Source organism: Streptomyces sp. NPDC056734, from assembly GCF_042790455.1.
In the GTDB taxonomy this organism is placed as follows: domain Bacteria; phylum Actinomycetota; class Actinomycetes; order Streptomycetales; family Streptomycetaceae; genus Streptomyces.
Genome location: NZ_JBHTZD010000024.1, coordinates 67,102 through 93,364 on the forward strand (window position 1 = coordinate 67,102; position 26,263 = coordinate 93,364).

Annotated in this window: 24 protein-coding genes; 10 read left to right on the forward strand and 14 right to left on the reverse strand. The window is 72.4% G+C overall.

Annotated features, from left to right (window positions below):
• Positions 1-16 precede the first annotated feature (16 nt).
• From ACFRFC_RS30825 to hutU, 3 genes are read right to left on the reverse strand one after another with little or no spacing between them, the layout of a single operon-like run.
• Complete coding sequence (locus ACFRFC_RS30825; RefSeq protein WP_382691898.1) at positions 17-1,387, reverse strand: formimidoylglutamate deiminase; 1,371 nt, start codon at positions 1,385-1,387, stop codon at positions 17-19.
• A complete protein-coding gene (locus tag ACFRFC_RS30830; RefSeq protein WP_382691938.1) occupies positions 1,384-2,619 on the reverse strand; it encodes an allantoate amidohydrolase in 1,236 nt (411 codons plus the stop codon). The genes ACFRFC_RS30825 and ACFRFC_RS30830 overlap by 4 nt, the downstream gene beginning before the upstream one ends.
• Positions 2,620-2,645: 26 nt before the next feature.
• Positions 2,646-4,310, reverse strand: a complete 1,665-nt coding sequence (hutU, locus tag ACFRFC_RS30835; protein ID WP_382691899.1) for a urocanate hydratase — start codon at positions 4,308-4,310, stop codon at positions 2,646-2,648.
• 268 nt (positions 4,311-4,578) lie between these two features.
• Here hutU and ACFRFC_RS30840 point away from each other — a divergent pair, with 268 nt between their 5' ends.
• The 5 genes from ACFRFC_RS30840 to ACFRFC_RS30860 all read left to right on the forward strand — a co-directional run bounded on the left by ACFRFC_RS30840 (position 4,579) and on the right by ACFRFC_RS30860 (position 8,710).
• Entirely contained in the window at positions 4,579-6,057 is a 1,479-nt protein-coding gene (locus tag ACFRFC_RS30840) for a diaminopimelate decarboxylase (protein WP_382691939.1), read from the forward strand.
• A 236-nt stretch (positions 6,058-6,293) separates the two neighbouring features.
• Complete coding sequence (locus ACFRFC_RS30845) at positions 6,294-6,689, forward strand: hypothetical protein (protein ID WP_382691900.1); 396 nt, start codon at positions 6,294-6,296, stop codon at positions 6,687-6,689.
• Positions 6,686-7,690: a hypothetical protein gene (locus ACFRFC_RS30850; protein WP_382691901.1), complete on the forward strand. Its 1,005-nt coding sequence runs from the start codon at positions 6,686-6,688 to the stop codon at positions 7,688-7,690. The genes ACFRFC_RS30845 and ACFRFC_RS30850 overlap by 4 nt, the downstream gene beginning before the upstream one ends.
• A 43-nt stretch (positions 7,691-7,733) precedes the next feature.
• On the forward strand, positions 7,734-8,321 hold the full coding sequence (locus ACFRFC_RS30855; protein ID WP_382691902.1) for a roadblock/LC7 domain-containing protein: 588 nt from the start codon (positions 7,734-7,736) through the stop codon (positions 8,319-8,321).
• 14 nt (positions 8,322-8,335) lie between these two features.
• Positions 8,336-8,710 carry a hypothetical protein gene (locus tag ACFRFC_RS30860; RefSeq protein ID WP_382691903.1) on the forward strand — a complete coding sequence of 125 codons (375 nt, stop codon included), beginning with the start codon at positions 8,336-8,338 and terminating at the stop codon, positions 8,708-8,710.
• A gap of 64 nt (positions 8,711-8,774) precedes the next feature.
• Here ACFRFC_RS30860 and ACFRFC_RS30865 read toward each other — a convergent pair whose 3' ends face one another.
• The 8 genes from ACFRFC_RS30865 to ACFRFC_RS30900 form a co-directional block, all read right to left on the reverse strand.
• On the reverse strand, positions 8,775-9,380 hold the full coding sequence (locus ACFRFC_RS30865) for a hypothetical protein (RefSeq protein WP_382691904.1): 606 nt from the start codon (positions 9,378-9,380) through the stop codon (positions 8,775-8,777).
• A 117-nt stretch (positions 9,381-9,497) separates the two neighbouring features.
• Positions 9,498-10,373, reverse strand: coding sequence for a MurR/RpiR family transcriptional regulator (locus ACFRFC_RS30870; protein ID WP_382691905.1), 876 nt, complete (start codon positions 10,371-10,373; stop codon positions 9,498-9,500).
• Complete coding sequence (locus tag ACFRFC_RS30875) at positions 10,370-11,869, reverse strand: aromatic amino acid ammonia-lyase (protein WP_382691906.1); 1,500 nt, start codon at positions 11,867-11,869, stop codon at positions 10,370-10,372. The genes ACFRFC_RS30870 and ACFRFC_RS30875 overlap by 4 nt, the downstream gene beginning before the upstream one ends.
• Positions 11,870-12,126: 257 nt before the next feature.
• A complete protein-coding gene (locus ACFRFC_RS30880) occupies positions 12,127-12,870 on the reverse strand; it encodes an MgtC/SapB family protein (protein WP_382691907.1) in 744 nt (247 codons plus the stop codon).
• Between the two features lie 85 nt (positions 12,871-12,955).
• Positions 12,956-13,960: a nucleoside hydrolase gene (locus ACFRFC_RS30885; RefSeq protein ID WP_382691908.1), complete on the reverse strand. Its 1,005-nt coding sequence runs from the start codon at positions 13,958-13,960 to the stop codon at positions 12,956-12,958.
• Positions 13,961-14,103: 143 nt separating this feature from the next.
• Positions 14,104-15,162: a LacI family DNA-binding transcriptional regulator gene (locus ACFRFC_RS30890; protein WP_382691909.1), complete on the reverse strand. Its 1,059-nt coding sequence runs from the start codon at positions 15,160-15,162 to the stop codon at positions 14,104-14,106.
• 26 nt (positions 15,163-15,188) lie between these two features.
• Complete coding sequence (locus tag ACFRFC_RS30895; protein ID WP_382691910.1) at positions 15,189-16,520, reverse strand: MFS transporter; 1,332 nt, start codon at positions 16,518-16,520, stop codon at positions 15,189-15,191.
• Positions 16,521-17,929: 1,409 nt separating this feature from the next.
• Positions 17,930-18,364 carry a PPOX class F420-dependent oxidoreductase gene (locus ACFRFC_RS30900; RefSeq protein WP_382691911.1) on the reverse strand — a complete coding sequence of 145 codons (435 nt, stop codon included), beginning with the start codon at positions 18,362-18,364 and terminating at the stop codon, positions 17,930-17,932.
• Between the two features lie 118 nt (positions 18,365-18,482).
• Between ACFRFC_RS30900 and ACFRFC_RS30905 the strand changes: the two genes are divergently transcribed.
• Complete coding sequence (locus ACFRFC_RS30905; RefSeq protein WP_382691940.1) at positions 18,483-18,917, forward strand: hypothetical protein; 435 nt, start codon at positions 18,483-18,485, stop codon at positions 18,915-18,917.
• A 524-nt stretch (positions 18,918-19,441) separates the two neighbouring features.
• Here the strand turns inward: ACFRFC_RS30905 and ACFRFC_RS30910 are convergent.
• On the reverse strand, positions 19,442-20,830 hold the full coding sequence (locus ACFRFC_RS30910; RefSeq protein WP_382691912.1) for a cystathionine beta-synthase: 1,389 nt from the start codon (positions 20,828-20,830) through the stop codon (positions 19,442-19,444).
• A gap of 148 nt (positions 20,831-20,978) precedes the next feature.
• On the opposite strand from ACFRFC_RS30910, the gene ACFRFC_RS30915 reads away from it, so the two are divergent.
• The 3 genes from ACFRFC_RS30915 (at position 20,979) to ACFRFC_RS30925 (ending at position 24,554) form a co-directional block, all read left to right on the forward strand.
• Entirely contained in the window at positions 20,979-22,001 is a 1,023-nt protein-coding gene (locus ACFRFC_RS30915) for an SGNH/GDSL hydrolase family protein (RefSeq protein ID WP_382691913.1), read from the forward strand.
• A gap of 252 nt (positions 22,002-22,253) precedes the next feature.
• A complete protein-coding gene (locus ACFRFC_RS30920) occupies positions 22,254-23,474 on the forward strand; it encodes an acetyl-CoA C-acetyltransferase (protein WP_382691914.1) in 1,221 nt (406 codons plus the stop codon).
• A 285-nt stretch (positions 23,475-23,759) separates the two neighbouring features.
• Positions 23,760-24,554, forward strand: coding sequence for a hypothetical protein (locus tag ACFRFC_RS30925; RefSeq protein ID WP_382691915.1), 795 nt, complete (start codon positions 23,760-23,762; stop codon positions 24,552-24,554).
• Positions 24,555-24,583: 29 nt separating this feature from the next.
• Here ACFRFC_RS30925 and ACFRFC_RS30930 read toward each other — a convergent pair whose 3' ends face one another.
• Entirely contained in the window at positions 24,584-24,895 is a 312-nt protein-coding gene (locus tag ACFRFC_RS30930; RefSeq protein WP_382691916.1) for a hypothetical protein, read from the reverse strand.
• A gap of 103 nt (positions 24,896-24,998) precedes the next feature.
• Between ACFRFC_RS30930 and ACFRFC_RS30935 the strand changes: the two genes are divergently transcribed.
• Positions 24,999-25,229: a DUF4287 domain-containing protein gene (locus tag ACFRFC_RS30935; protein ID WP_382691917.1), complete on the forward strand. Its 231-nt coding sequence runs from the start codon at positions 24,999-25,001 to the stop codon at positions 25,227-25,229.
• Positions 25,230-25,340: 111 nt separating this feature from the next.
• Here ACFRFC_RS30935 and ACFRFC_RS30940 read toward each other — a convergent pair whose 3' ends face one another.
• Complete coding sequence (locus ACFRFC_RS30940; protein WP_382691918.1) at positions 25,341-26,234, reverse strand: Bax inhibitor-1/YccA family protein; 894 nt, start codon at positions 26,232-26,234, stop codon at positions 25,341-25,343.
• Positions 26,235-26,263 lie beyond the last annotated feature (29 nt).

Sequence of the window (26,263 nt, forward strand, 5' to 3'; positions counted from 1 at the left end):
TGGTGGGGGGAGCGGGTCAGCCTCGGAGGGCGTCCACGGCCGTGGACAAGGCGCGGGCCGCGTCGGGGACAAGGGCATGGGCCCCGTCCCGTACGACGTGTCGGCCGCCCACGATCGTGTGCCGTACGTCCGCTGCCGTCGCGGCGAAGACGGCGGTCTCGGCGCCCAGCCTGGGCAGTGGCCCGGCCGTTCTGACGGTGTCGAGGGCGAGGGTGGTGAGGTCGGCGAGCGCGCCGGGTTCGATGCTGCCCGCCCGGTCCCAGCCGAGGGCGGCGTGGCCGTCTGCGGTGGCGGCGCGCAGCAGTGCGGCGGCGGTCCAGTGGCCCCGGGCGCGGGTGCGCAGCCGCTCGTTCAGCTCCATCGCCCGTGCCTCTTCGAGCAGATCGATCACGGCGTGGCTGTCGGAGCCGAGGGAGAGCGGGGATCCGGCCCGCTGAAGGGCGGGGGCGGGTCCGATGCCGTCGGCGAGGTCGCGTTCGGTGGTGGGGCACATGCAGGTGCCGGTGCCGGAGCCGCCGATGAGGGCGATGTCGGCGTCCGTGAGATGGGTGTTGTGGACGCCGGTGGTGCGGGGGCCCAGGATCCCGTGGTCGGCGAGCAGCCGGGCGGGGGTGCGGCCGTGGGCGGCGAGACAGGCGTCGTTCTCGGCGGTCTGCTCGGACAGATGCACATGCAGCGGGGCCCGCCGCCGCTCGGCCCAGTCGGCGACGGTCCCCAGCTGCCGCGCGGGCACGGCCCGTACGGAGTGCACGGCGGCCCCGATCCGTACGTGATCGCGATCCTTGAGAAGTGAAGAGCGTTCCGCCCAGGCGTCGGCCGTGCCGTCGGAGAAGCGCAGTTGGTGGCGGGTGGGCGGCTGTCCGAAGCCGGAGGAGAGATAGCAGGTGTCGAGGAGGGTGATGCGGATACCGGCGTCGGCGGCTGCCGCGATCAGCGCCTCGCCCATGGCGTTGGGGTCGGTGTACCGGGTGCCGCCGGGCGCGTGGTGGACGTAGTGGAACTCACCGACGGCGGTGATCCCGGCCAGCGCCATCTCGGCGTACACGGCACGGGCGAGGGCGTGATAGGTCTCCGGGGTCAGCCGGTCGGCGACGGAGTACATGACCTCGCGCCAGGTCCAGAAGGTCCCGGAGCCGACCTGGACGGTGCCGCGCAGGGCGCGGTGGAAGGCGTGCGAGTGGGTGTTGGCGAGGCCGGGGAGGGTGAGGCCGCGCAGGGGTTCGGCGCCGGGCGGCGGGGCGGCGGTGCCGGGGGTGACGGTGTGCAGGAGCCCGTTGTCGACGGTGACGAGGACGCCCGGCTCGACGTGGGTGCCGAGCCAGGCGTGCTCCAGCCAGTAGGTGGCGTAGTCGGTGCCGCGGTAGGTGCCGTAGTCGGTGCCGCTCACGTGTGGATCAGCCCTTCCAGGACGTCGGCGAGGGCGAGGAAGCCGGTCACGCAGTCGTCCTCGGTGGCGGACTCGGCCGGGGAGTGGGAGACGCCGGTCGGGTTGCGCACGAACAGCATGGCGGTCGGGACGGTCCCGGAGAGGATGCCGGCGTCGTGTCCGGCGCCGGTGCCGAGGACGGGGACGGGGGTGTCTTTGCCGGGGGCCTTCGTGTCTGCGGCGCCGGAGGCGTCCTTGGTGAGGATGCGGCCGAGCCGGTCCCGTAGGGCGTGGTCGAACTCCACGACGGGGGTGAAGGACTCCCGGACGACGTCGAGGTCGACGCCGTGGGCGTCGGCGTACTCGCGGGCGGCCTTCTCCACCGCCCCGACGACGGTGTCCAGGTCGTCCTGGCCGGGGGCGCGCGAGTCGAGCCAGCCGCGCACCAGGGAGGGGATGGCGTTGACGCCGTTGGGTTCGACGGTGACCTTGCCGAAGGTGGCGACGGCTCGGGCGAGGCGGGCCTCGCGGCGGGCGGCGAGCACCGTCTCGGCGTAGGGCAGCATCGGGTCCCGGCGGTCGTCCAGGCGGGTGGTGCCCGCGTGGTTGGCCTCGCCGCGGAAGTCGAACCGCCAGCGGCCGTGCGGCCAGATGGCGCCGGCGATGCCGACCGGGTCGCCGCTGAGGTCGAGCGCCCGGCCCTGCTCGACATGGAGTTCGACGAAGGCGCCGATGCGGGCCAGCCGTTCGGGGTCGGCGCCGATGCCGTCCGGGTCGTGACCGGCGGCCTCCATGGCCCGGGGCAGGGTGACGCCGTCCGCGTCGGTGAGCCGGTGGGCCGCGGCGCGGGTGAGGTGCCCGGCGGTGAGCCGGGAGCCGACGCAGGCGAGGCCGAAGCGGGCGCCTTCCTCGTCGCCGAAGTTGACGATGCCCAGGGGCTTGGTGAGGGGCACGTCCCGGCGCCGCACCTCGTCCAGCGCGGCGAAGGCGGACACCACTCCGAGGGGTCCGTCGAAGGCGCCGCCGTCGGGCACCGAGTCCAGGTGGGAGCCGGTGACCACGGCGTCGCCCTGGGCGGGGTCGCCGAGCCAGGCCCACTGGTTGCCGTTGCGGTCGGCCTGGTAGGCGAGCCCGCGTGTCTCGGCCTGGGCCCGGAACCAGGCCCGGCAGTCGGCGTCGGCGGGGGTCCAGGCGTAGCGCCGGTAGCCGCCCGAGCCGGGGTGGCGGCCGAGGGGGAGGAGGTCCCGCCACATGGCGTGGAAGGAGTCGGTTCGCGGGGTCACGCGTCGTCGCCCTCCCGCATCGGGATCCGTACGCCGCGCTCCCCGGCGACGGACTCGGCGATGTCGTACCCGGCGTCCACGTGCCGGATGACGCCCATGCCGGGGTCGTTGGTGAGCACGCGGCGGATCTTCTCACCGGCGAGTTCGGTCCCGTCGGCCACGGTCACCTGGCCGGCGTGGATGGAGCGGCCCATGCCGACGCCGCCGCCGTGGTGCAGGGAGACCCAGGAGGCGCCGGACGCCACATTGACCATGGCGTTCAGGAGCGGCCAGTCGGCGATGGCGTCGGAGCCGTCGAGCATCGCCTCGGTCTCCCGGTAGGGGGAGGCGACGGAGCCGCAGTCGAGGTGGTCGCGGCCGATGGCCAGGGGGGCGGCCAGCTCGCCGCTCGCGACCATGTCGTTGAAGCGTTCACCGGCCTTGTCGCGCTCGCCGTGGCCGAGCCAGCAGATCCGGGCCGGGAGGCCCTGGAAGTGGACGCGTTCACCGGCGAGCTCGATCCAGCGGGCGAGGGACTCGTTCTCGGGGAAGAGGTCCAGGATCGCCCGGTCGGTCTTGGCGATGTCGGCGGGGTCGCCGGAGAGGGCGGCCCAGCGGAAGGGGCCCTTGCCCTCGCAGAACAGCGGGCGGATGTACGCCGGGACGAACCCGGGGAAGGCGAACGCCCGCGCGTAACCGGCGAGCCGGGCCTCGCCGCGGATCGAGTTGCCGTAGTCGAAGACCTCCGCCCCCGCGTCCTGGAAGCCGACCATCGCCTCGACGTGCCGGGCCATGGACTCGCGCGCCTTGGCGGTGAACCCGGCGGGGTCCTTGGCGGCGGCGTCCGCCATGTCGTCGAAGGCGACGCCTAGCGGCAGATAGGCGAGCGGGTCGTGGGCGGAGGTCTGGTCGGTGACGATGTCGACGGGGGCGCCCATGGCGAGCAGTTGGGGGAGGAGTTCGGCGGCGTTGCCCAGGACGCCGATGGACAGCGGGCGGCGGGCGTCACGGGCCTCCACGGCGAGCCGCAGGGCGTGGTCGACGCTGTCGGCCCGCACGTCCAGGTAGCGGTGCTCGATCCGGCGGTCGATGGCGCGCGGGTCGCAGTCGATACAGATCGCCACACCGTCGTTCATGGTGACCGCGAGGGGCTGGGCGCCGCCCATGCCGCCGAGCCCGGCGGTGAGGGTGATCGTCCCGGCGAGCGTGGAGCCGAACCGCTTGGCGGCGACCGCGGCGAAGGTCTCGTAGGTGCCCTGGAGGATGCCCTGGGTGCCGATGTAGATCCAGGACCCGGCGGTCATCTGGCCGTACATGGTCAGGCCGAGGGCCTCCAGGCGGCGGAACTCCTCCCAGTTCGCCCAGTCGCCGACGAGGTGGGAGTTGGCGATGAGGACGCGCGGGGCCCACTCGTGGGTCTGCATGACGCCGACCGGGCGGCCGGACTGGACCAGCATGGTCTCGTCCTGCTTGAGGGTCCGCAGCGTACGGACCATGGCGTCGAAGGAGCGCCAGTCGCGGGCGGCCTTGCCGGTGCCGCCGTAGACGACGAGTTTGTCGGGGTGCTCGGCGACCTCGGGGTCGAGGTTGTTCTGGAGCATCCGCAGGGCGGCCTCCTGCTGCCATCCCAGGGCGCTCAGTTCCGTGCCGCGCGGGGCTCGGACGGGCCGGGGTCCTGACATGGTCTGCCTCCTGGCTGATCGCTCTGCTGATCGCTCTGCTGATGGCTCTGGCTGATCGCTCTGGCTGATCGCTCCCGTGGACGGATCGCCGCCTGCCGTGCGCGGCGCCCGTCCACATTCGATTATTCACATCCTGATCCGCTGAATAACCCTAGTCAATAGGTGGGGCTCCGGCGGCGGCCCGTCGTGGGCGTGTTTGGCTGGATGCATGGGTTCGCACATCGGACGGGACGGGACCGGGGGGACGGGGGACGACATGGGCACGGACATGGGCGCGAACACGGGCACAGGCATAGGTGTGGGCATAGGTACGGGCGCAGGTACGGGCGCGGGCGCGGCGTACGAGGGTGATCGGGGCGGCGCCCGGGCGGCCCGGCGGGACGACGCCGTGCGGGCGGCCGTGGCACAGGGGCTGCTCGGCCCCGGCTCCCCCGTCGTCGGGCTGCTGGATGTCATCGGCATCCGGGAGTCGGCGGCGGCGCTGCGGGCGGCGTTCGCCGAGGTCACCGCGCCGGGCACGCCGGTGCTGCACGCCTTCGCGGTGAAGGCGGCCCCGCTGGTGCCGGTGCTGCGGCTGCTGCGCGAGGAGGGCATCGGCGCGGAGGTCGCGAGCCCGGGTGAGCTGGCGCTGGCACGGGCGGCGGGGCTGCCGCCGGAGCGGACGGTGCTGGACTCCCCGGCGAAGACCCCGGCCGAGCTGCGCGAGGCGCTGGCGCTGGGCATCGCGGTGAACGCCGACAATCCGCAGGAGCTGGACCGCATCGACGCCCTCATGGCCTCGGCGCCCAGCCGCTCACCGCTCGGCATCCGGGTGAATCCGCAGGTCGGGGGCGGTTCCATCGGGTCGACGTCCACGGCGACGGCGACCTCGAAGTTCGGCGTGGCGCTGCGGGACGAGGGCGCGCGGGAGTGGGTCGTACGGGCCTACCGGGAGCGGCCGTGGCTGACCCGGCTGCACGCGCACACCGGGTCGCAGGGCATCCCGCTGGAGCTGCTGGCGCACGGGGTGGCTCAGACCTACGCGCTGGCCGAGGAGATCAACGCGCGGATCGGGCGACCGCAGATCGACACCCTCGACATCGGCGGCGGGCTGCCGGTGAACTTCGGCTCGGACGAGGAGAGCCCGACGTACGGGGACTACGCGCGGCTGCTGGCGCGGGCGGTGCCGGGGCTGTTCGACGGGCGGTACGGGCTGGTGACGGAGTTCGGGCGGTCGCTGCTGGCCAAGCACGGGACGGTGGTGGCGCGGGTGGAGTACGCCAAGAGCGCGGGCGGCCGTCCGGTGGCGGTGACGCACGCGGGCGTGCAGGTGGCGACGCGGACGGTGTACGCGCCGGAGTCGTGGCCGCTGCGGATCGCCGCGTACGACGCGAAGGGGCGGGCGAAGAGCGGGCCACAGGTGGTGCAGGACGTGGCGGGACCGGCGTGCTTCGCGGGCGACCTGCTCGCCGAGGCGCGCGCGCTGCCGCTGCTGGAGCAGGGCGACCACGCGGCGGCGCTGGACACGGGCGCGTACTACTTCGCCCACCACTACGGCTACAACTCGCTGGCCCGGCCCGGGGTGTACGGCTTCGTACCGGACGGGACGGCGACGGGGGGCGCGGAGGGCGTCGCGGGCGGCCGGAGTGGTGATGGCGTGAGCTTCGCGACCGTGCGGGAGCCGCAGCAGTTGGCGGAGATAGTCGCCGAGTCGGGAGGGGCGCACGCCGACGCGCTCACCACTCTGCGCGCGCCGGGCCGCCGTTGACGCCCGGGAGCGGTGGGCCGGAAGTCGACCACCGAAAACAGTCAGCGAACGACCGAAAACGGGACATCCGGCCGCGGACAGCGGGGGTCGACCGGCGTGAAACATACGTCAGTTGGCCAACATTAGTACGCCGGACGCATGTTCCACTGGAAAATGCCGGAACCCCCACTCTTCTCCCGCACGGTGCGTAGTTTTTAGCGCACACATGCGTACTACAAGGCGGGAGGGAGACGGGCGTGGCCGGAATCGACGAGTGTCTGCTGGAGACGATGCGGTTGCCCGGGGCCAGGGGCGCCGCGCTGGTGGACTGGACGAGCGGGCTGGCGCTCGGGGTCGTCGGGGAGTTCCCGGGCGGTGACGCGGAGGCGGCGGCGGCCGAGGCGGCGGAGCTGGCCCGCCCGGCCGCCGAGCTGAGGGTCTTCGCACCGCAGGACGGCGACCCGGACGACGCCGGTCCCCCGGTGGAGGACCTGATCGTCACCAGCCGGGACGCCTACCACGTGCTGCGGTTCCTGCCGGCGTCCTTCGACAGCACAGTCGTGCTGCACGTGTGGCTCGGCCGGGCGGACGGCAATCTCGCGCTCGCCCGGATCCGGCTGGGCGAGATAGCCGGACGGCTGATGCTGGGATGACCCCCCTCGACACCAGCCCGCCCCTGCCGGTCCGCCACCGCCCCGCCCCCGGCGACCAGCCCCCGGGCGCCCTCTCCCCCATGCTCACCCGCCTGGCCGCCGAACAGGCCACCGGCGTCCTGCACCGCGAACGCGGCACCCTGCACCTCGCCGGCGGCGCGGTGGTGTACGCGGAGAGCCCGGCGGCACCGGGGGCGGCGGAGCTGCTGGGGGCGGAGCTGGAGGGGGAGGAGCTGGAGGGTGGGGGTGAGGGTGAGCGGGAAGGTGTCGCCGGGAACGCCCAGGATCGGCTCGGCCCCGCCGGCCCCCACGCCCCCGGCCCTCCCCCGGCCCGGGACCCCGCCCCACCCCCCGTCCCCCAGGGCGCCCTGGAACTCTGCCGCCTGGGAGCCCTCTACGACGCCGCGTACTTCGCGCTCGCGCCGAGCAGCGCGCCCGGCCGGTTCCGGTACGTGAGTGCCGCGCCGCCCGCCGGACCGCGCGCGGTGCCGGTCGCCGTACTGGAGCGGTCGGTGGTGCGGCGGCGGGCGCTGCTGGACCGGATCTGGCCGGACGAGCGGGCCGACACCGCGCCGCTGGTGCGGGCCGAGCGCGCCGGGGACCCGCCGGGTGCGGTCCGTTCGGTCACCGCGCGGCAGCGGGCCGTACTGGACCGGGTCGACGGGGTGCGGACGGCGCCGGAGATCGCCCGGGAGCTGCGGCGGCAGGCGTTCCACACGCTGGTGGACGTACGGCGGCTCGCGGCGGCCGGACTGGTCCACCCACAGCCACCGCCCGGCGTGCCCGGCGTCCCTGGCATCCCTGGCCTCTCCGGCGTCCCCACCCTCCCCACCCTCCCCGGCCTGCCCGACCCGCACGACCGGCCCGACCCATACGCATCAGGCGGCCCGGCGACGCCGCCCGAGGCGATAGGTGCCGTACCCGAAGGCGCCGCGCCCCAGGTCGCCGATCCCGACATCACCCTGCTGAAAAGGCTCAGGGATGCGCTGGAGGCCCTTTGAACGCCGACGACCGTACGACGCACACGCCGAAAGGAGCGGCCCGTTGACGGCCGAGCCCCCCATCCTGGACGAACTCCACCGGTTGCGCGCCCTGCTGCCCCAGCTCACCGGCGCCCTCGCGGCCGGGGTCGACGGCCTGGTGATCGCCCATGACACCCCCGGTGTCGAACCCGAGGGCCTCGCCGCGCTCACCGCCGCCGCGCTCGGCGTCGCCGTGCGCACGACGGACGCCACCGGCCGGGGCGAGCTGCGCGAACTGCTGCTGCGCGGCACCCGCGGCTATGTGGCGACCTACGCGGCGGGCCGTACGGCCGTACTGACGCTGCTCACCGAGGACCGGGCGAACGTCGGCCGGCTGCACCTGGAGGGCCGCCGGGCCGCCGCGCGGATCGGCGAACTCGTGGACGCCGCCGCACCCCCGCGCACGGCCGCCGCCGAACAGGCCGCCGCGCCCCCCGCCGCGCCCCCCGCCACCCGCCCCGCCGCACCGGTCGAGCGCCCCCGGACGGCCCGCGCCGTCCGGGCCTCCCGCGCTCCGCAGACCACCACCGGCCCGGTCACCCCGGTCACCCCGGTCACCGGGATCAGCCCGGCCGACCCGGTCACCCCGGCACACCACAAGGAAAGTTGAGAGGACACCACATCATGGCCAACACCGAAACCGCCCTCAAGGAAGCACTCGCCTCCATCGAGGGCGCCACCGGAGCCGCGCTCGTCGACTACACCAGCGGCATGGCCCTGGGCACGCTGGGCGGCAGCAAGAGCTTCGACCTGAACGTGGCCGCCGCGGGCAACACGGACGTGGTGCGCGCCAAGATGCGCACCATGGAGCACCTCGGTCTGAAGGCCGAGATCGAGGACATCCTGATCACGCTCTCCGACCAGTACCACCTGATCCGGCTGCTCAGGGGCCGCGGCGGCAACGGGCTCTTCCTCTACCTGGTGCTGGACTCCAGCCGCGCGAATCTGGCGATGGCCCGTCACCAGCTGAAGAGGATCGAGGAGAACCTGGAGGTCTGACCGCCACCCACGAGGTCACCTCGGTCCGGACGGTCCGAAGGGTCCGGACGGTCCGGACCCTTCCCTAGACCAGCGCCGCGGTGCGGCGGCGGGCCCCGCCCGGGGCCGCGTCGCCCGCCGCGATGCCGGTGCTGCGGAACCCCCTGACCGCCTTGCCGGCCGGACGCCCGGCGTTCTTGGCGAGCCAGTCGACGCGCACCCACAGCAGCACGTCCTCGGCCCGTTCGCGCCGGCCGAGCCACGCCGCCTTCAGCCGCAGCCCCACCCCGCACCCGGCGAGCAGCATCCCGCCGGCCGCGGGCACGGCGAACGAACTGCCCAGGGCGGCGGCGAACGCCAGCAGCAGCCACCAGCGATGGCCGCGCCGCCAGTTGCGGGTGGTCACCGCCCGGTCCTGGAGCACATCGTGCTTGCCCGCGCGGGAGGCGCCGCGGGCGAGAACGGCGTACCGCTTGCGCCCGCGCAGCGCGATCACGGCCGGCGCGACGATGAACAGCGCGGCCCCCACCATCACTCCGATCCGGCGTCCGGTGATCCCCGGGACGAGCACCCCGATGCCGGCCGCGAACACCCCGGCCCACCACATCGGTACCGACCCGGCCCGTACGACGACGGCCACCCGGGCCAGACCTTGAGCCCTGCCCTGGCCCTTGCGATCCGCGTGTGCCATGTGCTGCCGCCTCCTCCTGGCTTGCTTCTGGCCTGCTCCCGGCGTACAGCCTCCGGGCGGCGCAGAATAACGAAACAAGCTGAGACGAGTCTGAGAACACCTGGGCCGCCGGGTGGCTCATTCCACGAACAGCCCCCGGGCCGCCGCCCGCGCGTCGAACTCCTCCAGCCGCGCCTGCGCCTGCGGCAGGTCGTCGCACATCGCCTCCAGCAGCACCCGCCCCAGCAGCATCGGCGCGCAGGCGGTGTCGAAGGCGAGCCCGGTGCCGACGGCGGCGGGCAGCAGCAGGTCGGAGACCTTGGCGACCGGCGCGAACGCGGAGTCGGCGACGGTGACCACGCTCAGCCCGGCCTCCTTGGCGTAGCCGAGGGTGTCGAGAACCTCGCGGGGATGCCGGGGCAGCGCGAAGCACAGCAGGGCGGAGGCGCCCGCGTCGACGGCGGCGGTGATCCGGTCCTGGAGCATGGTGCCGCCCTCGTCCAGCAGCCGTACGTCCGGATGGACCTTGGCGGCGAAGTAGGCGAAGCCGTACGCCTGGGCGGCGGCGGCGCGCAGCCCGAGGACGGGCAGCGGGCGGGAGGCGGCGAGCATCCGGCCCGCCCGCCGCACGGAACGCGGGTCGGCGAGGGCCTCGGCGAGATGGCGGAGGTTCTCGATCTCGGCCTCGACGGCCTGCTGGTACTCGTTGGGGGCGGTGCCCTCCGGGGCGGGTCCGGCGGGGGCGACCTCACGCAGATGGCGGCGCAGCGCCGGATAGCCGTCGAAGCCGAGGGCGACGGCGAAGCGGGTGACGGAGGGCTGGCTGACCCCGGCGAGTTCGGCGAGTTCCACGCTGGACAGGAACGGTACGTCGGCGGCGCGGCGGACCATGCTGTGCGCGATGCGCCGCTGGGTGGGGGTCAGCCGATGCCCTTCGAAGAGGGTCTGCAACCGTGCGGCGGCGGTGTCGGCCGGTCGGCTCTCGGCGGCCGGGCGGCTCTCGGCGGCGTTCATGGCGTGGTGCCCCTCCAGAGGTCGGTGAACCGGTCCAGCAGTGTGGCGGCGGCCGTCACATCGTCCGTGAGCGGCCGGTCGGCCAGGTCCGCGTCCAGCACCGTTTCGGCCAGTTCCAGTGCCCGTCCGGCGGGCAGCGCCGGGTCCGGCCGCAGATCGCGCATCCGCAACGCCCGTACGGCGGCGACCAGTTCGCAGCCGACGACCAGCCGGAAGGCGCCGCACGCGCGCAGGCTCTGCCGGGCGGCGAGGGAGGCGAAGCTGGCCTGTTCCTCGACGCCCCGGGAGAGCACGGCGTGGCCGAGGGAGGCGGGAGCGGAGAAGGCGCGCAGATCACCGAGGGCGGCTCCGGCGGCGTACTCCAGGATCATCACGCCGGAGGAGGCGGGTCCGGGGTCGGCGAGGAACGGCTTGAGGCGGGTGTAGGCGGGCTCGTTGAGGGTGGACAGGCGGGAGGTGGAGAGCCGGGCGACCTGGGTGAGGGCGAGCCGGAAGTGGTCGAGGGCGAGGGCGAGCTGGGCCTGGTAGAAGCCGCCGTGGTGGTAGGCGGCGAGGTCGTCGGCGGAGATCAGCGGGTTCTCGGCGGCGGAGTTGATCTCGACGGCGAGTACGTCGTCCAGCGCGTCGGCGGCGTCATGGGCGGGCCCGTGGATCTGGGGCAGGCACCGGAAGCCGTACGGGTCCTGGATCCGGCCGAGCGGCGGGGTGGGCCGGTCGGCGGCGCCGAGCAGCTCGCGCATCCGCCGGGCGACGTCGAGGGAGCCCTTGTGCGGGCGGGCGGCGTGCACGGGAGCGGCGTACGCCTCGTGCGAGCCGTCGACGGCGATCAGGGACAGCGCGGCGACGACCTGCGTGGCGGCGATCAGAGCGCGCAGTTCGTGCAGGGCGAGCGCGGCCTGGCCGAGGGTGAGGGCGTTGCTGCTGATCAGGGCGAGGGCGTCGTTGTTGTCGAGGGGCTGGGGCGCGGGGGCGCCGGTGCCGTGCCAGGGGTGCTCCCCGGCGAGGGCGAGGCCGAGCTGGGCGAGGGCGGCGAGGTCGCCGGTGCCGACGGAGCCGAATTCGTTGACGACCGGGTGGGTGCCGTTCTCCAGCGCCTCGCACAGGGCGGCGACGACACTGGGCCGCAGCCCGGCGCCGCCCGCGAGCAGCTGGTTGGCGCGTATGGCGAGCATCGCGCGCACCTGCCGGGCGGGCAGTTCGGCGCCGATCGCCCCGGCGTGACTGCGCAGCAGCCGCAGGCCGTGCCCGGCGGCGGAGTCGGTGGGCACATCCTCGGTGCGGTTGGCGCCGACGCCGGTGGAGCGGCCGTAGACCCGCCCGGTGGCGGCGATCCGCCGGGCCGCGTCCCAGGACACCTCGACGCGTTTCATCCCGTCGGTCCCCGGCACCGGCCGCGCACTTCCGTCGGCGAGCCGTACGACGTCCTCGACCCCGAGACCGATCCCGTCCAGCACGACGATCCCGCCCACGGGCCCACCGCTCGACGCCGTCACCACGCCCCGCTCTCCTCACCGACCCGGGCACACACGCCCCGGCCCGCACTCCCCGGCCCGCACACCCGGCTCCGTACGCGCGGGCTCGTACGCCCGCACAGTCTCACCGTATTCACGCACCGAGAACTCTGCATGACGCTATACAGCGGGGCAAGGGCGGAGGGGCACCGGCGGCGGACGGGTGAGGCGGCACCGGCGGCGAACGGCTGAGGGCGGCGCGCAGGAGAAGGAGAGCGGTAAGCCGAGGCGGGCCGGGATCGTCAGTCGTCGGTCTCGGCCGGCCACCACCGGCTGGAGGTCACCTTCGGGTCCAGGCTGATCCGCTGGACCGCGACTTCCAGGCCGGCCGTGTCACCGGCGTGCTGTGCCGACACGCCCGCAAGGACGCGCGCCTGCGAACTCTTCCCGGACCGTATGTCGAGCGACCGCAGGGTGTACTCCGGCCGGTCGACCGCCTGGAGGACCAGCGCCCTGATGCGGGGCTCGCTCTTGTCGGTGGTGACGACCTCCAGCATGTAATCGGTCGGGACGTCCTCGTCGTCCGCCTCCTGCGTCGACTCCCCGGCCTTGCGCTGGCGTCCGTTGACCAGGCGGCCCAGTGGCCGCAGGAGCGTGTTGGACGCGATGATCGCCACACAGCCGATGAGGGCCATGGCCCCCATCCCGGCTCCGGCGAGCGAGCCGACCGCGGCAGCGCACCACAGGGTCGCGGCCGTGGTCAGCCCTCTGATGTTGAACCCGTCGCGCAGGATCACACCGGCGCCGAGGAAGCCGATCCCGGACACGACCTGGGCGGCCACGCGGGTGGGGTCCGCGCCCGGGTTCTCACCGAGTCCCACGGCACCCATGACGACGAACAGTGCGGCCCCCACGGAGACCAGTGCGTTGGTGCGGATGCCGGCGGTACGCAGGCGCCATTGCCGCTCCAGCCCGATCGCCGCGCCCAGCACCATGGCCTCGAAGATCCTGAGTGAGAGCCCGAGGAGAGTACCGGGGTCGGTCACGGAAAGCCTCTTTCCAGTTTGTTGATCAGCTGTCCGGCACCTCGTCGTGCTGGGAAGTTCCCGGCCCGCGGACCGAGCTGTCGCCTCATTCCCCCGTGCGTGCCGAAAGGGCCGCCGCCTGGGAGACGAAGGCTTCGAACACGATGCGCAGGAGTTTGTCGTTGTCGACTGTCTTGAGGACCGTCATGGGTGATCCGTCCGCGGGCGTGCCGGGTGCGCCGCCGGCGGCCGGTGAGGGACGCAGACGGGTCCGTCCCCGGAAGGTCGGGTCGGTGAGTTCGACCCCCACCGTCTCGGTGACGCCGGTGGCGACCGTGCGGTCGATCAGCAGGGCCACGGTGAGGACGTCGTGCAGCCAGGCGCCGGGGATGCCGCGGGTACGGGAGGAGAAGGTCACCCACGGCCGGGTCGAGCTGACCAGGCTGCGGGTGAGCGGGCTGCCGATGGCGCCGATCGCGTCCAGGTCCCCATGTGTCATCAGGGTCTGGACGGTCGCGTCCATCGGGACGAGGGTGATGCGCGCGCCGCTGCCGAGGACGGTCGCGGCGGCTTCGGGGTCGTACCCGAAGTTGGTGTCGGTCGTGTATCCCTCGACGCCGAAGACGCCGCCCATGATGACGATCTCGGCCACGTCGCGGGCGAGGCCGGGGTTCAGATGCATGGCGCGGGCGATGTTGGTGAGGGGGCCGATCGCCACGATGGTGATCTCGCCGGGGTTGGCGGACACCAGCTCCGCGATGGCCACGTCCGCCGTCGGCTCGGCGGGGGCGTACTGCCGGGGCGGCGCCACATCGGTCCACAGGTCCATCGCGAGCGGATCCCGGCGCCGGTCCAGGCGTTTGCGCCAGGGGCCGGGGTCCTGCCGCAACGGCCGCGCGGCGCCCTTGCGGACCGGGATGGACATGCCCCAGTCGTCCAGCAGCGACCGTGCCACCTGGTATCCGATGTCCACCGGTGTGTTCCCGGCGACGGTCGTGACCAGCTCAAGGGCGAGGTCCTGTGAGGCCGCCGCGAGCCCCAGCGCCAGGCCGTCGTCGACATTCGCGCCCGGCACGCGGTTTCCCGGGTCGCAGTCGATGATGATGCGCACTCATACTCCGTTCTCGTTTCCCCGTTCCGCCTGTCCGGCCCGTGCCGCGGGTGAGTGAGGCGGCACGGGCCGGACGGCGGGTGTCTGCTGGGCCTTGGGGCGTGTCTGACAATTCCCGCCCGCCCCGCGACGCCCTGCACGCCCTAGCGTTCGTGCGGGCAGCCGCAGGAGCGGTAGGGCACCAGCTCGAAGTCGAAGGTGATCGGGTCGGGTCGGTAGGCGTCCGGGTTGGACAGCACCGCCAGTGCCCTCTCGGCCATGGCCTCGATCGGCTGACGCACCGAGGACAGCGACGGGACGCTGTACTCGGCATCCGGTGTGCCGTTGAGGCAGATGACGGCCAGGTCGTCGGGCACCCGCACCTGCCGTTCGGACAGCGCGGAGATCAGTCCCAGCGCGTGTTCCTGATTGCCCGCGAAGACGGCGTCCGGCAGCTGGTCGGCGTCCAGGAGCCGACGGCCGGCCTGATAGCCGCCGCGACGCGTGTACGGGGTGTGCAGGATCCACTCGCTCACCACCGGCAGGCCGGCTGCCTCCACCGCGTCCTGCCAGCCGCCGAGCCTTATCTGCGCGTTCAGCATGGTTTCCGGACCGGTGATCACACCCAGCCGCGTCCGCCCGTGCTCGATGAGGTGTTCGGTGGCGGCCCGGGCGGCGGCGCGTTCGTCGATACGGACCGACGCGGCGAGGCCGTCGGAGGACGCGTGGGTGAAGACCACCACCGGCGTCCGGGTGCGCACGAGGCTCTCCAGGTGCAGGTCCTGGGTCACCCCCATGTAGATGACGCCGTCCACCTGTCGCTCCAGGAAGCTCTCCACCAGTTCGGCTTCGCGCTCCCTGTCGTCGCCGCTGTCGCCGAGCAGCAGCACACAGCCCTGCGCGAAGAGCTGCTTCTCGATCAGGTGGGCGACGGACGCGATGAAGGGATTGGCGATGTTGGGGACGACGAAACCGAAGGTCCGGGTCACGCCCTTGGACAGCGCCTGGGCAAGGATGTTGGGGCGGTAGCCGGTCTTCTCGACGGCGTCGAGCACCCGCTTGCGGGTAGGCGCCGCCACCGGCCGCGGCCCGTCATTGAGCACATAGCTCACCACCGCGACCGAGGTGCCCGCTTCCCGCGCCACGTCACGACGGGTGACGCGTCGGGGGGCCGCGGTGTTCTCGTGGTCGGCTGCCGCACCGCCGGAGCTGGAATCAGTCATGGAGGTGAGCATGACGGTTGTGCCACTCATATCGCATCTTCCGCCGCCGTGAGGTCACGTCCACGGGTTTCGGGGGCGAAGAACGTCGTCACCAGACCGATGAGCGCCATGACCGCGAAGTAGGCCGCCACCGGCCACCACTGGCCGAAGGCCGCGAGCAGCGCGGAGGCGACGACGGGGGCGATGCCTCCCGAGAGGATCGAGCCCAGTTCCTTGGCGACGGCCATCCTCGTGTAGCGGCTGCGCACGCCGAACAGTTCGGCTCCGTAGGCGGCCTGCGCGGCGAAGATGCCCTGGCTGGCCAGGCAGATCCCGAGGACGATGATGGTGAACACGACCGCCGGCTCGCGGCTCTGGAGAAGGGCGAAGGCCGGGAAGGCGTACAGCGCCAGCGCGATACAGAACCCCCGGTAGACCACACGGCGGCCGAACCGGTCGGTCAGATAGCCCGAGAGCGGGATGACCAGGAACCCGAGGAGCGAGGCGACGAACACCGCTTCGGCCGGGAGGCTCTCGTCCATGACCAGAACCTTGGCGACATAGCCGACGACAAAGGTCATCGCCAGGTACGACGGTCCGTTCTCCGCGATCCGCAGGCCCAGCAGGATGAAGAAGGCCCGGTTGCGCTGCCAGAAGGAACGGGTGTCGGCCGGCGGGGCGGCGGCCTTCACCGTCTTCGCCTCCTGCTGGCTCTGGAGGAACACCGGGCTCTCGTTCATGAACCGGCGGATGAGGAGCGCGACGCCGGTGATGAAGACGCTGGCGACGAAGGGAATGCGCCAGCCCCAGGACATGAGGCTGTCCTGAGGCATCTGGATGATCAGCAGCCAGGCCCCGGAGGAGAGCAGGACCCCGCTGTTGGAGCCCAGTGCGATCACCGCGGACACCAGGCCGCGGCGGGCTGGTGGTGCGTACTCCGCGAGCATGATCACGCCGCCCGACAGTTCGGCGCCGGCCCCCAGTCCTTGTATCAGGCGCAGACAGACAAGGAGGATCGGGGCGAGCACTCCGGCCTGTGCGTAGGTCGGCAGCAGCCCGATGAGCATGGTCGACAGACCCATCATGGCGATCGTGGTGACCAGGACGACCTTTCGCCCCTTGCGGTCACCGATGCGTCCGAAGAAGACCGCACCGACGGGCCGGGCCAGGAAGCCCACCGCGTAGGTGGCGAATCCGGCGAGCAGTGCCACCGCCGGCGAGGTCCCGGGAAAGAACACCTCTCCGAAGACCAGCCCTGACGCCAGACCGTAGAGCGAGAAGTCGACGTACTCCATGGTCGTGCCGAGCCAGATCGACAGCGTGGCGCGGCGGAAATCCGACCGCTTGCCGCTCGCTCCGGCGCCATCCTTTGTCGTCACGGATGCATTGGTGCCCGCGCTTCCCGGCTCTGGAAGCACAGTCACGTTGTCTGTCTGGTCTGCCTGGTCGGCCGTGGCCGCCGGTCCTTCTGGAAAGTCCCTCATCGAGCACGTCTCCGTGTTGTTCGCACCGTCAAGTCCCGAGTTGTGCGTGCGTTCGGCCCTGGTTCTGGTGTTCGGCTCTGGTTCTGGTTGTTCGGCTCTAGCTGTCTACCCGGGGCGTCTACCCGGGATGTCTACCCGGGTTGTCTACCCCGGTTGAGGGACCGTACAGTCGCGATTCACGCCTGACAAGGGGGTGCGCGGAAATGCCTGCTCGGTGACCATGGGGGGCGTTTCGGTGGATGTCGGCTCAAGGGGCGGCCGCCTGTGCACTGCCGTGCGGCGACGCGGGGGGCGGGCTGCGGCTGTCGGGTGCGGCGGGGTGCGGCCGGGGGCGACAGGTACAGCCGGGTGCGCGACAGGTACAGCACCCGGGTGCGACAGGGTACGGCCACCACATCATTGCCCGCTGTGCGAGGATGCGCGCGGCCGCGCAGGCCCCGAGGCACGTCGGGCACGCGGGGCGCGCCTGGCACGCCTGGCACGCCTGGCACGCCTGGCACGCCTGGCACGCGGGAGCATGCGATCGACGCCTGCCTGCCCACGGTCGAGAAGCCGGTGGTGCACTCCGGCGGGAGGATCCGCGCGGACGTGGTCCGTGGTCGCGTCACCGTCATGGCTTCACCGGCGGGCGTCGAACGACCCGCCGCGCTGTGGCCGAGGCAGTCGAGGCAGTCGAGGTAGCCCCCCACGCCGAGCGGTGAACCACGCCGAGGATGCTGCCGATGACCGCGATCCCCGGGCCCCCTGCGGCCTGACGCGTCGTCCGCCACACGGTCTGCTCGGCGCCCGGCTCGGCCGGGTCGCGACGGCCATGAGCGAGGCGCCCGCCGGCGCCGCCATGATGCGGCCCCGGCCCCAACCTAAGATCGGCTGCGCCACGACCAGCCAGGCGGCCGTGTCCGCGGTCAGCCGGCTCGACATCAGGCACCGGCTCGACATCAGGCAGGGGAGCGCCATGACGGCCGCCCCCGGAGCCACCACCGCCCCCGGACCGAGCCGCCTCTCGGGGCAGCGAGCCGACATGACCATGGAGCCCAGGCCCATGGGGAGCATCCGGAGACCGGCCTCCGCCGGGGTGGGTTCACCGGGGTCCTGCCCCGGAGGCATCGGCAGTCGTTCGGGGCGCCCCGGCCAGCGCAGGCCCCGACGGGCCGCTGCCGCCGCACACATGGTCACCCGGTTGCAGGTGGCCCCCGGGGAGGGCCGGGGGGGGCGCCGGGCTCGCCCGGAGTGCCGTCCGGGGGAGGGACCGGGGCTCCCCGTGGTGCCATCAGGGGACAGCCGGAGGCTCCCCCGCGAGGCCGTCAGCCGATGCTGGCGCCGTACACCCGTTCCACCGTCAGAATGATCAGCACCCTGCGGTCGGACACCATCACCGACCGGTACTCGGCCCAGTCCGGGTGCTCCCCGGCGGCCCGCCGGTAGTAGTCGACGAGCGCCTCCACCTCGGGGCCTTCGGGGTCGGTCCCGGGCCCGGTGAGACGTACCGTGCCCTCGGCGGTGGCCCAGGACATGCCGTCGGGGCCGGTCACCTCCAGCGCGGCACGCGGGTCCCGGCGCAGGTTGGCGGTCTTGGCCGTCGCCTCGGTGGTCGAGACGTAGAGGATCTCGGCCTGCGGGTCGTAGTAAGGCATGACGGGTGAGAGCTGGGGGCGGCCGTCCGACTTGATCGTGGCGAGGACGCCGAGCCGGCTCTCGGCGAGCAGGACACGCGGGCTGAACGATGATGTGGCGGTCATGACCCCATCATCACCATCAGGGGCCATCAGGGGCCATCAGGGAAGGGTCAGGGGAAAACGGGGGCTAACCCCAGTGCGGCCGGGGTCCCCGCTCTTTACGGTGGTACGCATGACCGGAATGGACGCGCAGGACGCCGACCTGAAGAAGGAACTCAACGCCACTCTCCAGGCACGCCGGGAGCTGGGTGAGGAGTACGAGTCCGCGCTGGTCGACTCGTTCCTGGACAAGGTCGACCAGCGCATCGACGGCGCGGTCGAACGGCGGGTGCGCCGCCAGTTCGCCGAGCAGCAGATGACGGCGGCCCGCGGCAGCCGCTCCCCGCAGCCCACGGACTCCTGGGGCGAGCGCTTCGGCTTCGGGATCGTCTCGCTGGTGCTGGCGATCCCGCTGTCCGCGATCGGCGGCGGGGTCGCCGATCTCCCGGGCCTGATGGTGGCCTGGGCGGGCATCGTGGGTGTGAACGCCTTCCAGGCGGCCCGCGCCAACCCGAACCTGTTCGGCGGCCGCGGCGGAAACAAGAAGGACAAGGACGCGGACGCCTGGGAGGAGTGAGCCCCCGGCCCACCGGCCCCCCGGCCGGTCCCGGTCGGCCAACGGAGCCTGTGCGGATAGCCCTCGGCGGCGGATCGCGAACCGCCGCCCCGAAGGACGCGCACAGCCCCCGAAGGCCGTGAGAAGTATGCGCGGGGACCGCCGCACCCCCGTGTCCGGGGGGCGGGACGACGGCGGTCCCCGCGAGGGACGCGGGCCCGGTGAGGGCCTGCACGTCCGGGCGTCCATGGAGGTCCGGGAGCCGCTCCGGAGGTCCTTGGACGTTCGGTGCCGGCCTGGGCGGGGAGCCGCTCCCGCCCTGCCGACATCAACCAATGTGCCGGACGCGTGTTAAGCCGGTGCTGCGGCCACGTGACACCCTCGTACCACTTGCGCGAAGTCCGGCACCCGCGCAGGTCACCGGGGATTCGCCGGGTACACCGGCCGTTCACGGCGACGTCGCCGTGACTTCGCGTCACGTCCCGCTAATCACCGCTACACCCTGCCGTGCCCCACTACACCCCACGACGCCCCGCTACTTCCCGCTACTTACCGTTCTTGGCGAGGAACGCCAGCAGGTCCTGACGTCCGATGACCCCCTTGGGCTTCCCCTCCACCAGCACGATCGCCGCGTCCGAGCTGCCCAGGACCTGCATCAGGTCGGAGACCGGCTCGCCGGAGCCGACCTGCGGCAGCGGGGCCGACATGTGCTTCTCCAGCGGGTCGTCGAGCGAGGCACGCCGGCTGAACAGCGCGTCGAGCAGCTCGCGCTCCACCACCGACCCGACGACCTCGGCGGCCATCACGTCCGGGTGCCCGGCACCCGGCTTGACCACGGGCATCTGGGAGACGCCGTACTCGCGCAGCACCTCGATGGCCTGTCCGACGGTTTCCTCCGGGTGCATGTGCACCAGTGAGGGGATCGCGCCGTGCTCCTTGTCGTCGAGGACGTCGGCGACGCGGGCGCTGGTGCCGGTGTCCTCCAGGAACCCGTAGTCGGCCATCCACTCGTCATTGAAGATCTTGCTGAGGTATCCGCGCCCGCTGTCCGGCAGCAGCACCACGACCACGTCGTCCGGGCCGAGCGGCTCGGCGACGCGCAGGGCGGCGACCACGGCCATCCCGCAGGACCCGCCGACGAGCAGCCCTTCTTCCTTCGCCAGCCGCCGGGTCATCTGGAAGGAGTCCTTGTCGGACACGGCGACGATGCCGTCGGCGACCGTACGGTCGTACGCCGTGGGCCAGAAGTCCTCACCGACGCCCTCGACGAGGTACGGCCGCCCGGAGCCGCCGGAGTAGACCGAGCCCTCGGGGTCGGCGCCGATGACCTTGACCCGGCCGTCGCTGGCGTCCTTGAGGTAGCGCCCGGTGCCGGAGATCGTGCCGCCGGTGCCGACACCGGCCACGAAGTGGGTGATCCTCCCCTCCGTCTGCTCCCACAGCTCCGGCCCGGTGGAGTGGTAGTGGGAGGCCGGGTTCTCCGGGTTGGAGTACTGGTCGGGCTTCCAGGCGTCCGGCGTCTCACGGACCAGCCGGTCGGAGACGTTGTAGTACGAGTCGGGGTGCTCGGGGTCGACGGCGGTCGGGCAGACGACGACCTCCGCCCCGTACGCGCGCAGCACATTGATCTTGTCGGTGCTGACCTTGTCGGGGCACACGAAAATGCACTTGTACCCCTTCTGCTGGGCCACGATGGCCAGCCCGACGCCGGTGTTCCCGCTGGTCGGCTCGACGATCGTGCCGCCGGGCCGCAGCGCTCCGCTCCGCTCGGCGGCCTCGATCATGCGCAGGGCGATGCGGTCCTTCACGGAGCCGCCCGGGTTGAAGTACTCCACCTTGGCCAGGACGGTCGCCCGGATGCCCTTGGTCACGCTGTTGAGCCTCAGCAGCGGGGTGTTGCCGACGAGACTGATCATCGAGTCGTGGAATTGCACCGTTGTCTCCGGTTGCTGCAAAAGATGTGGTCTGGGTGGTGCCGTCAGCCTACGGCCCGGGACCTGCGTTCACTCCCCGTTGAGATTGGGCGACGGCCGGTACGGGGCAAGGAGTGGATGTACGGCACGGAGGAGGTGGCGGCGGAGCATGACGAGCATGTCAAGGGCGAGGGTGGCCCGGCGTATCGCGGCGGGAGCGGCGTTCGGCGGGGGCGGCATCGGGCTGATGGGTGCGGCCGGGATCGGGCTGGTGCTGGCGGAGGTACGGCTGGCCAGACGGCACGTGGGCAATGGCACCACGTCCCATGTCCCGCACGCGGACGGCCGGTACGGCAGGGTGTACGCGGCTCCGGGCGAGCCGCCCCTCACCCTCACCCTCCTGGGCGACTCGACGGCGGCGGGGCAGGGCGTGCACCGCGCCCAGCAGACCCCGGGCGCCCTGCTGGCCTCCGGTCTGTCGGCGGTCGCCGAGCGCGAGGTGGAGTTGCGCAATGTCGCCCTGCCGGGGGCCCGCTCGGACGACCTGGACCGCCAGGTGACGCTGGTCCTGGAGGATCCGTCCCGGGTGCCCGACGTCTGCGTGATCATGGTCGGCGCCAACGACGTCACGCATCGCATGCCGGCCACCCAGTCGGTACGGCACCTGTCGGCGGCGGTACGCCGGCTGCGTACCGCCGGTGCCGAGGTGGTCGTCGGCACCTGCCCCGACCTGGGCACGATCGAGCCGGTCCAGCAGCCGCTGCGCTGGCTGGCCCGCCGGGCCTCCCGGCAGCTGGCGGCGGCCCAGACCATCGGGGTGGTGGAGCAGGGCGGGCGGACGGTGTCGCTGGGCGATCTGCTGGGCCCGGAGTTCGCGGCGAACCCGCGTGAGCTGTTCGGCCCGGACAACTACCACCCCTCCGCCGAGGGCTATGCCACGGCCGCGATGGCCGTCCTGCCCACGGTGTGCGCGGCCCTGGGCCTGTGGCCCGCCGAGGAGGACCGCCCGGACGCCTCCCGCCGCGAGGGCTTCCTCCCGGTCGCCAAGGCGGCGGCGGAGGCCGCGTCGGAGGCGGGCACGGAGGTCACCGCCGCGATGCCGACGGGTCCGCGGGGGCCGTGGGCGCTGCTGAAGCGGCGGCGGAGGCGGCGGGTGTCGGAGGAGGAGGCGGCGGCGGGGGTTGTGCCGTAGGCGGGGGGGCTGTGCCGTAGGCCGGGGGGCGTTGCCGTAGGCGGGCGTGGGGTTCCGGCCCGGGCCGGAACCAGGAAAGCAAGCGCTTAGAAAACTGCGGCCTGTGTCACACAGCAACACCCGTGACCAGACGCATACGTACAGGTAACTTCCAAACAACCCACCCGCCCACCCACCCGTCACCAGTCACCACCCACCCGTCACCCGACACCCGCCACCCGCCACCCGCCACGTACGCCCCTGGAGCCGGAAATGCCCGAAGCCGTCATCGTCTCGACCGCCCGCTCCCCCATCGGCCGCGCTTTCAAGGGCTCCCTGAAGGACCTGCGCCCCGACGACCTCACCGCCACGATCATCCAGGCCGCCCTCGCGAAGGTCCCCGGGCTGGACCCGAGGGACATCGACGACCTGATGCTCGGCTGCGGTCTGCCCGGCGGTGAGCAGGGCTTCAACCTGGGCCGGATCGTCGCCGTGCAGCTGGGCATGGACCATCTGCCGGGCTGCACGATCACCCGTTACTGTTCGTCGTCGCTCCAGACCTCGCGGATGGCCCTGCACGCCATCAAGGCCGGTGAGGGCGATGTCTTCATCTCGGCGGGCGTCGAGACGGTGTCCCGGTTCGCGAAGGGCAGCTCCGACTCGCTCCCCGACACCCACAACCCCCTCTTCGCCGACGCGGAGGCCCGTACCGCCGCCACCGCCGAGTCCACCGGCTCGACCTGGCACGACCCGCGCGAGGACGGCCTCACCCCCGACCCGTACATCGCGATGGGCCAGACCGCCGAGAACCTGGCCCGCGCCAAGGGCATCACGCGCGAGGAGATGGACGAGTTCGGCGTACGGTCGCAGAACCTGGCCGAGCAGGCCATCAAGAACGGCTTCTGGGAGCGGGAGATCACCCCGGTGACCCTCCCGGACGGCACGGTCGTCGGCAAGGACGACGGCCCGCGCCCCGGCGTCACCCTGGAGGGCGTCCAGGGCCTCAAGCCGGTCTTCCGCGCCGACGGCCTGGTCACCGCCGGCAACTGCTGCCCGCTCAACGACGGCGCCGCCGCGGTGATCGTCATGTCCGACACCAAGGCGCGGGAGCTGGGCCTGACCCCGCTCGCCCGGATCGTCTCGACCGGCGTCTCCGGCCTGTCCCCGGAGATCATGGGCCTGGGCCCGGTGGAGGCGTCCCGGCAGGCCCTGCGCCGGGCGGGCCTGACCATCGACGACATCGACCTCGTGGAGATCAACGAGGCGTTCGCCGCGCAGGTGATCCCGTCCTACCGCGAACTCGGCATCCCGCTGGAGAAGCTGAACGTCAACGGCGGCGCCATCGCGGTGGGCCACCCCTTCGGCATGACGGGCGCCCGGATCACCGGCACGCTGATCAACTCCCTCCAGTGGCACGACAAGCAGTTCGGCCTGGAGACCATGTGCGTCGGCGGCGGCCAGGGCATGGCAATGGTCATCGAACGCCTCAGCTGACACTCACCTTTCCGTAACCACAAAGGCACTTAACGTCACCCATCGGCCCAGAACCCGGCAATCTCCGGAGTTCTGGGCCGATTTGTGATCCAATCTCCCTCAGGATGTGACCTAACTCCCCCGCCCTAGAGATCACCGCAGGTCAACGCGCTGAACCGATAAACCCTGGGCCCAAAGTCCTGCCCCTTTCGTGACGTTACGCACTGACAGCGCGATAGTTCACCCATCAAGCTGATGTAGGAAGTCGGGGGTCGACTTTGAACCGGGAGTACGTCAGTGAGCGCCATGCCGATCGCTTTGCTGGTCACCACGGCCGCCACCGGCGCCGTGGGCGTCGCCGTCCTGCGCACCCTCATACAGCTGCGCCGCCAGGTGGCCGCCCTGCACCAGGACCTCGCCGAGGGCGGTGCCGCACGCGGGCTGGTGCCCGCGGCACGCCCCGCGGCGGACACCGATGAGATACGGGCCGCCGTGGCCGAGGCCCTCGCCGAGGAGCGCGAGCGGGAACTCGCCGAGGCGCGTGCCTTCTGGGCCGCGCAGGAGGCCCGTGACGCCGCCGACGCGCCCTCCCTGCTGGGCCTCGCGGACGGAGAACCGTTCCTGCCCCGCACCGCCGACTTCGCGGGTCTGGAGGCGCTGGAGCCACTGGACTCGCTGGAGCCGGTCACCGAGCCGGGCCAGGAGGCCGACGAGTTCCCCGCGGACTCGCCCGAACTGGCCGCGGCCCGCCGCCGCCACCCCTCGCACCCGGACTTCACCCCGGTCGTGTCACCAGTCGTGGGCGACCACGAGCGTACGGTGACCACGCTGGAGGACCTCGCCACCGGCCAGGTCGAGCTGACCGACGTCCGTCCGGGCCCGCTGGGCACCCTCGATGTCTATGTCTTCGCCGACGGCACCACGCTGTGCATGACCCCGGGCCACCGCGAGACCGCCGAACGCCTGGCCGCCGCCCTGCGCATGGGCCACACCCCGCACCTGCTGGGCGGCTCAGGCATCTCGGGCGCGTACACCCTCACGTTCCAGTGCGGCGAGGAGACGGTCTACATACTGGCCGACCGGGTCATAGCGTCGCTGTAGCCCACCGGGGAACCCGGCGCTGGGACCCTCTACACCCCGGCCCGCCCCTGAGCGGCGAGCACCTTCTCCACCGCCTCCCGCACCTCCCCGGCGCTGCGCAGCACCAGCGCGAGATCGTGCGCGGCGACGGTCACCTGATCCGCGGCGGCGAACATCCCCGCGTCCGGCATCTCCCGGGGCTCCGCCCCGGGCACCTCTCTCACCTGCGCCCACCGCGCCAGGTCCCTCGCCAGTCCCAGGGCCTCCGCGGCGGCACCGCGCTGGAGACGGCTCTGCGGGGCGGCGCGCAGACGGTCGGCGAAATGATCCACGGCACGGGTGAGCGGCGTCGTATCAACCACGCCGCGAGCGTACGCGCCGTACCCGGACTGTTGCCAACGGGCGAACGCTCAGGCACGGTGACCTGAAGGACCGGCTTACACCTGATTGCGTCCGGAGGCGCCGATGTCCCAAGTCTTCTCCCAGGAGACCCACCGCAACCTGCTCGCCCGCATCCCGCACTGCACCGGTCGTGAGATCTCCGACTGGCTGCGCACCGTCGAAGAAGGCCCCTCGCTCCTGCGCTTCGAGGAGAAACTCAGCTGGCTCCGCCACGAACACAATCTGGCGTACGGCCATGCCAAGGCGATCATTCACGAGTACGACCTGAGGAGGGCGGCGCGCAAGCTGCGCTGAAGGCACGCTCCACACATGGCAAAGGGCCCCGGAACCACTACCCGGGGCCCTTCCCTGTGCCACTTACCTGTCACTCACCTGCGCGCGCTGGGAGCGACGAGAGCGACGGGATCAGTCATTCCCACTGAAGATCGCGACCAGCCGCAGCATCTCGACGTAGATCCAGACGAGCGTCATGGTCAGACCGAACGCGGCCAGCCAGGACTCGCTGCGCGGAGCGCCGTAGGCGATGCCGTCCTGGATCTGCTTGAAGTCCAGGGTGAGGAAGAACGCGCCGAGGACGATCGCGAGGATGCCGACGATCGCACCGAGCGGGCCCATGCTGCGCAGCCCGCCGTCTTCGGCGACACCGAAGGCGACCAGCAGCAGATTCACCGCCATGACCAGCACGAACGCGATGGCGATCGCCATGCCGATACGGGCGTAGCGGGCGGTGACGCGGATCCAGCCGGCCTTGTAGATCAGCAGGGTGGCACCGGACACGGCCATCGTGCCGAGCACGGCCTGGAAGGGGGCGCCGGACCAGCGAGAATTGAACATCTCGCTGAAGACGCCGAGGAACACACCCTCGAAGGCGGCGTAGGACAGGATCAGCGCGGGCGAGGCGTTGCGCTTGAAGGACTGCACCATCGCCAGGACGAAAGCGATGAGCGCGGCGCCGATGGCCAGGCCGTAGCTGCTGGACGACACCGGCAGCAGCGCCCACGCCAGGGCGGCGCCGACGACGACCGTGCCGAGCGTCATGGCCGAGCGCATGACGACGTCGTCCATCGTCATCCGGTCGGCGGAGGCCGGGGCCTGCGGCGGGGCACCCTGTACGTCCGGCTGGGCGTAGGGGTTCGTCGCGTACGGGTTCTGCGCGTAAGGGTTGCCGGCGCCGGGCTGCGCGTACGGATTGGCCTGCGTGCCCACTGCGCCCCCGGCCTGCGGCGCGGTGCTGAAGCCCGCGGTGCCGTTGTCGCGGCTGAACCCCCGTCGCGAGAAGACCGGGTTGCTGCTCCTCATTTCACTCCTCCATGGCCACCCTGCGTGGC

Excerpts from the sequence above, each read along its gene's own strand:
- ACFRFC_RS30830 (WP_382691938.1), bottom strand. The coding sequence starts at position 2,619 with ATGTGGCGGGACCTCCTCCCCCTCGGCCGCCACCCCGGCTCGGGCGGC.
- hutU (WP_382691899.1), bottom strand. The coding sequence starts at position 4,310 with ATGTCAGGACCCCGGCCCGTCCGAGCCCCGCGCGGCACGGAACTGAGC.
- ACFRFC_RS30840 (WP_382691939.1), top strand. The coding sequence starts at position 4,579 with ATGGGCGCGAACACGGGCACAGGCATAGGTGTGGGCATAGGTACGGGC.
- ACFRFC_RS30850 (WP_382691901.1), top strand. The coding sequence starts at position 6,686 with ATGACCCCCCTCGACACCAGCCCGCCCCTGCCGGTCCGCCACCGCCCC.
- ACFRFC_RS30860 (WP_382691903.1), top strand. The coding sequence starts at position 8,336 with ATGGCCAACACCGAAACCGCCCTCAAGGAAGCACTCGCCTCCATCGAG.
- ACFRFC_RS30865 (WP_382691904.1), bottom strand. The coding sequence starts at position 9,380 with ATGGCACACGCGGATCGCAAGGGCCAGGGCAGGGCTCAAGGTCTGGCC.
- ACFRFC_RS30870 (WP_382691905.1), bottom strand. The coding sequence starts at position 10,373 with ATGAACGCCGCCGAGAGCCGCCCGGCCGCCGAGAGCCGACCGGCCGAC.
- ACFRFC_RS30890 (WP_382691909.1), bottom strand. The coding sequence starts at position 15,162 with ATGACTGATTCCAGCTCCGGCGGTGCGGCAGCCGACCACGAGAACACC.
- ACFRFC_RS30900 (WP_382691911.1), bottom strand. The coding sequence starts at position 18,364 with ATGACCGCCACATCATCGTTCAGCCCGCGTGTCCTGCTCGCCGAGAGC.
- ACFRFC_RS30905 (WP_382691940.1), top strand. The coding sequence starts at position 18,483 with ATGGACGCGCAGGACGCCGACCTGAAGAAGGAACTCAACGCCACTCTC.
- ACFRFC_RS30915 (WP_382691913.1), top strand. The coding sequence starts at position 20,979 with ATGACGAGCATGTCAAGGGCGAGGGTGGCCCGGCGTATCGCGGCGGGA.
- ACFRFC_RS30920 (WP_382691914.1), top strand. The coding sequence starts at position 22,254 with ATGCCCGAAGCCGTCATCGTCTCGACCGCCCGCTCCCCCATCGGCCGC.
- ACFRFC_RS30925 (WP_382691915.1), top strand. The coding sequence starts at position 23,760 with ATGCCGATCGCTTTGCTGGTCACCACGGCCGCCACCGGCGCCGTGGGC.
- ACFRFC_RS30935 (WP_382691917.1), top strand. The coding sequence starts at position 24,999 with ATGTCCCAAGTCTTCTCCCAGGAGACCCACCGCAACCTGCTCGCCCGC.
- ACFRFC_RS30940 (WP_382691918.1), bottom strand. The coding sequence starts at position 26,234 with ATGAGGAGCAGCAACCCGGTCTTCTCGCGACGGGGGTTCAGCCGCGAC.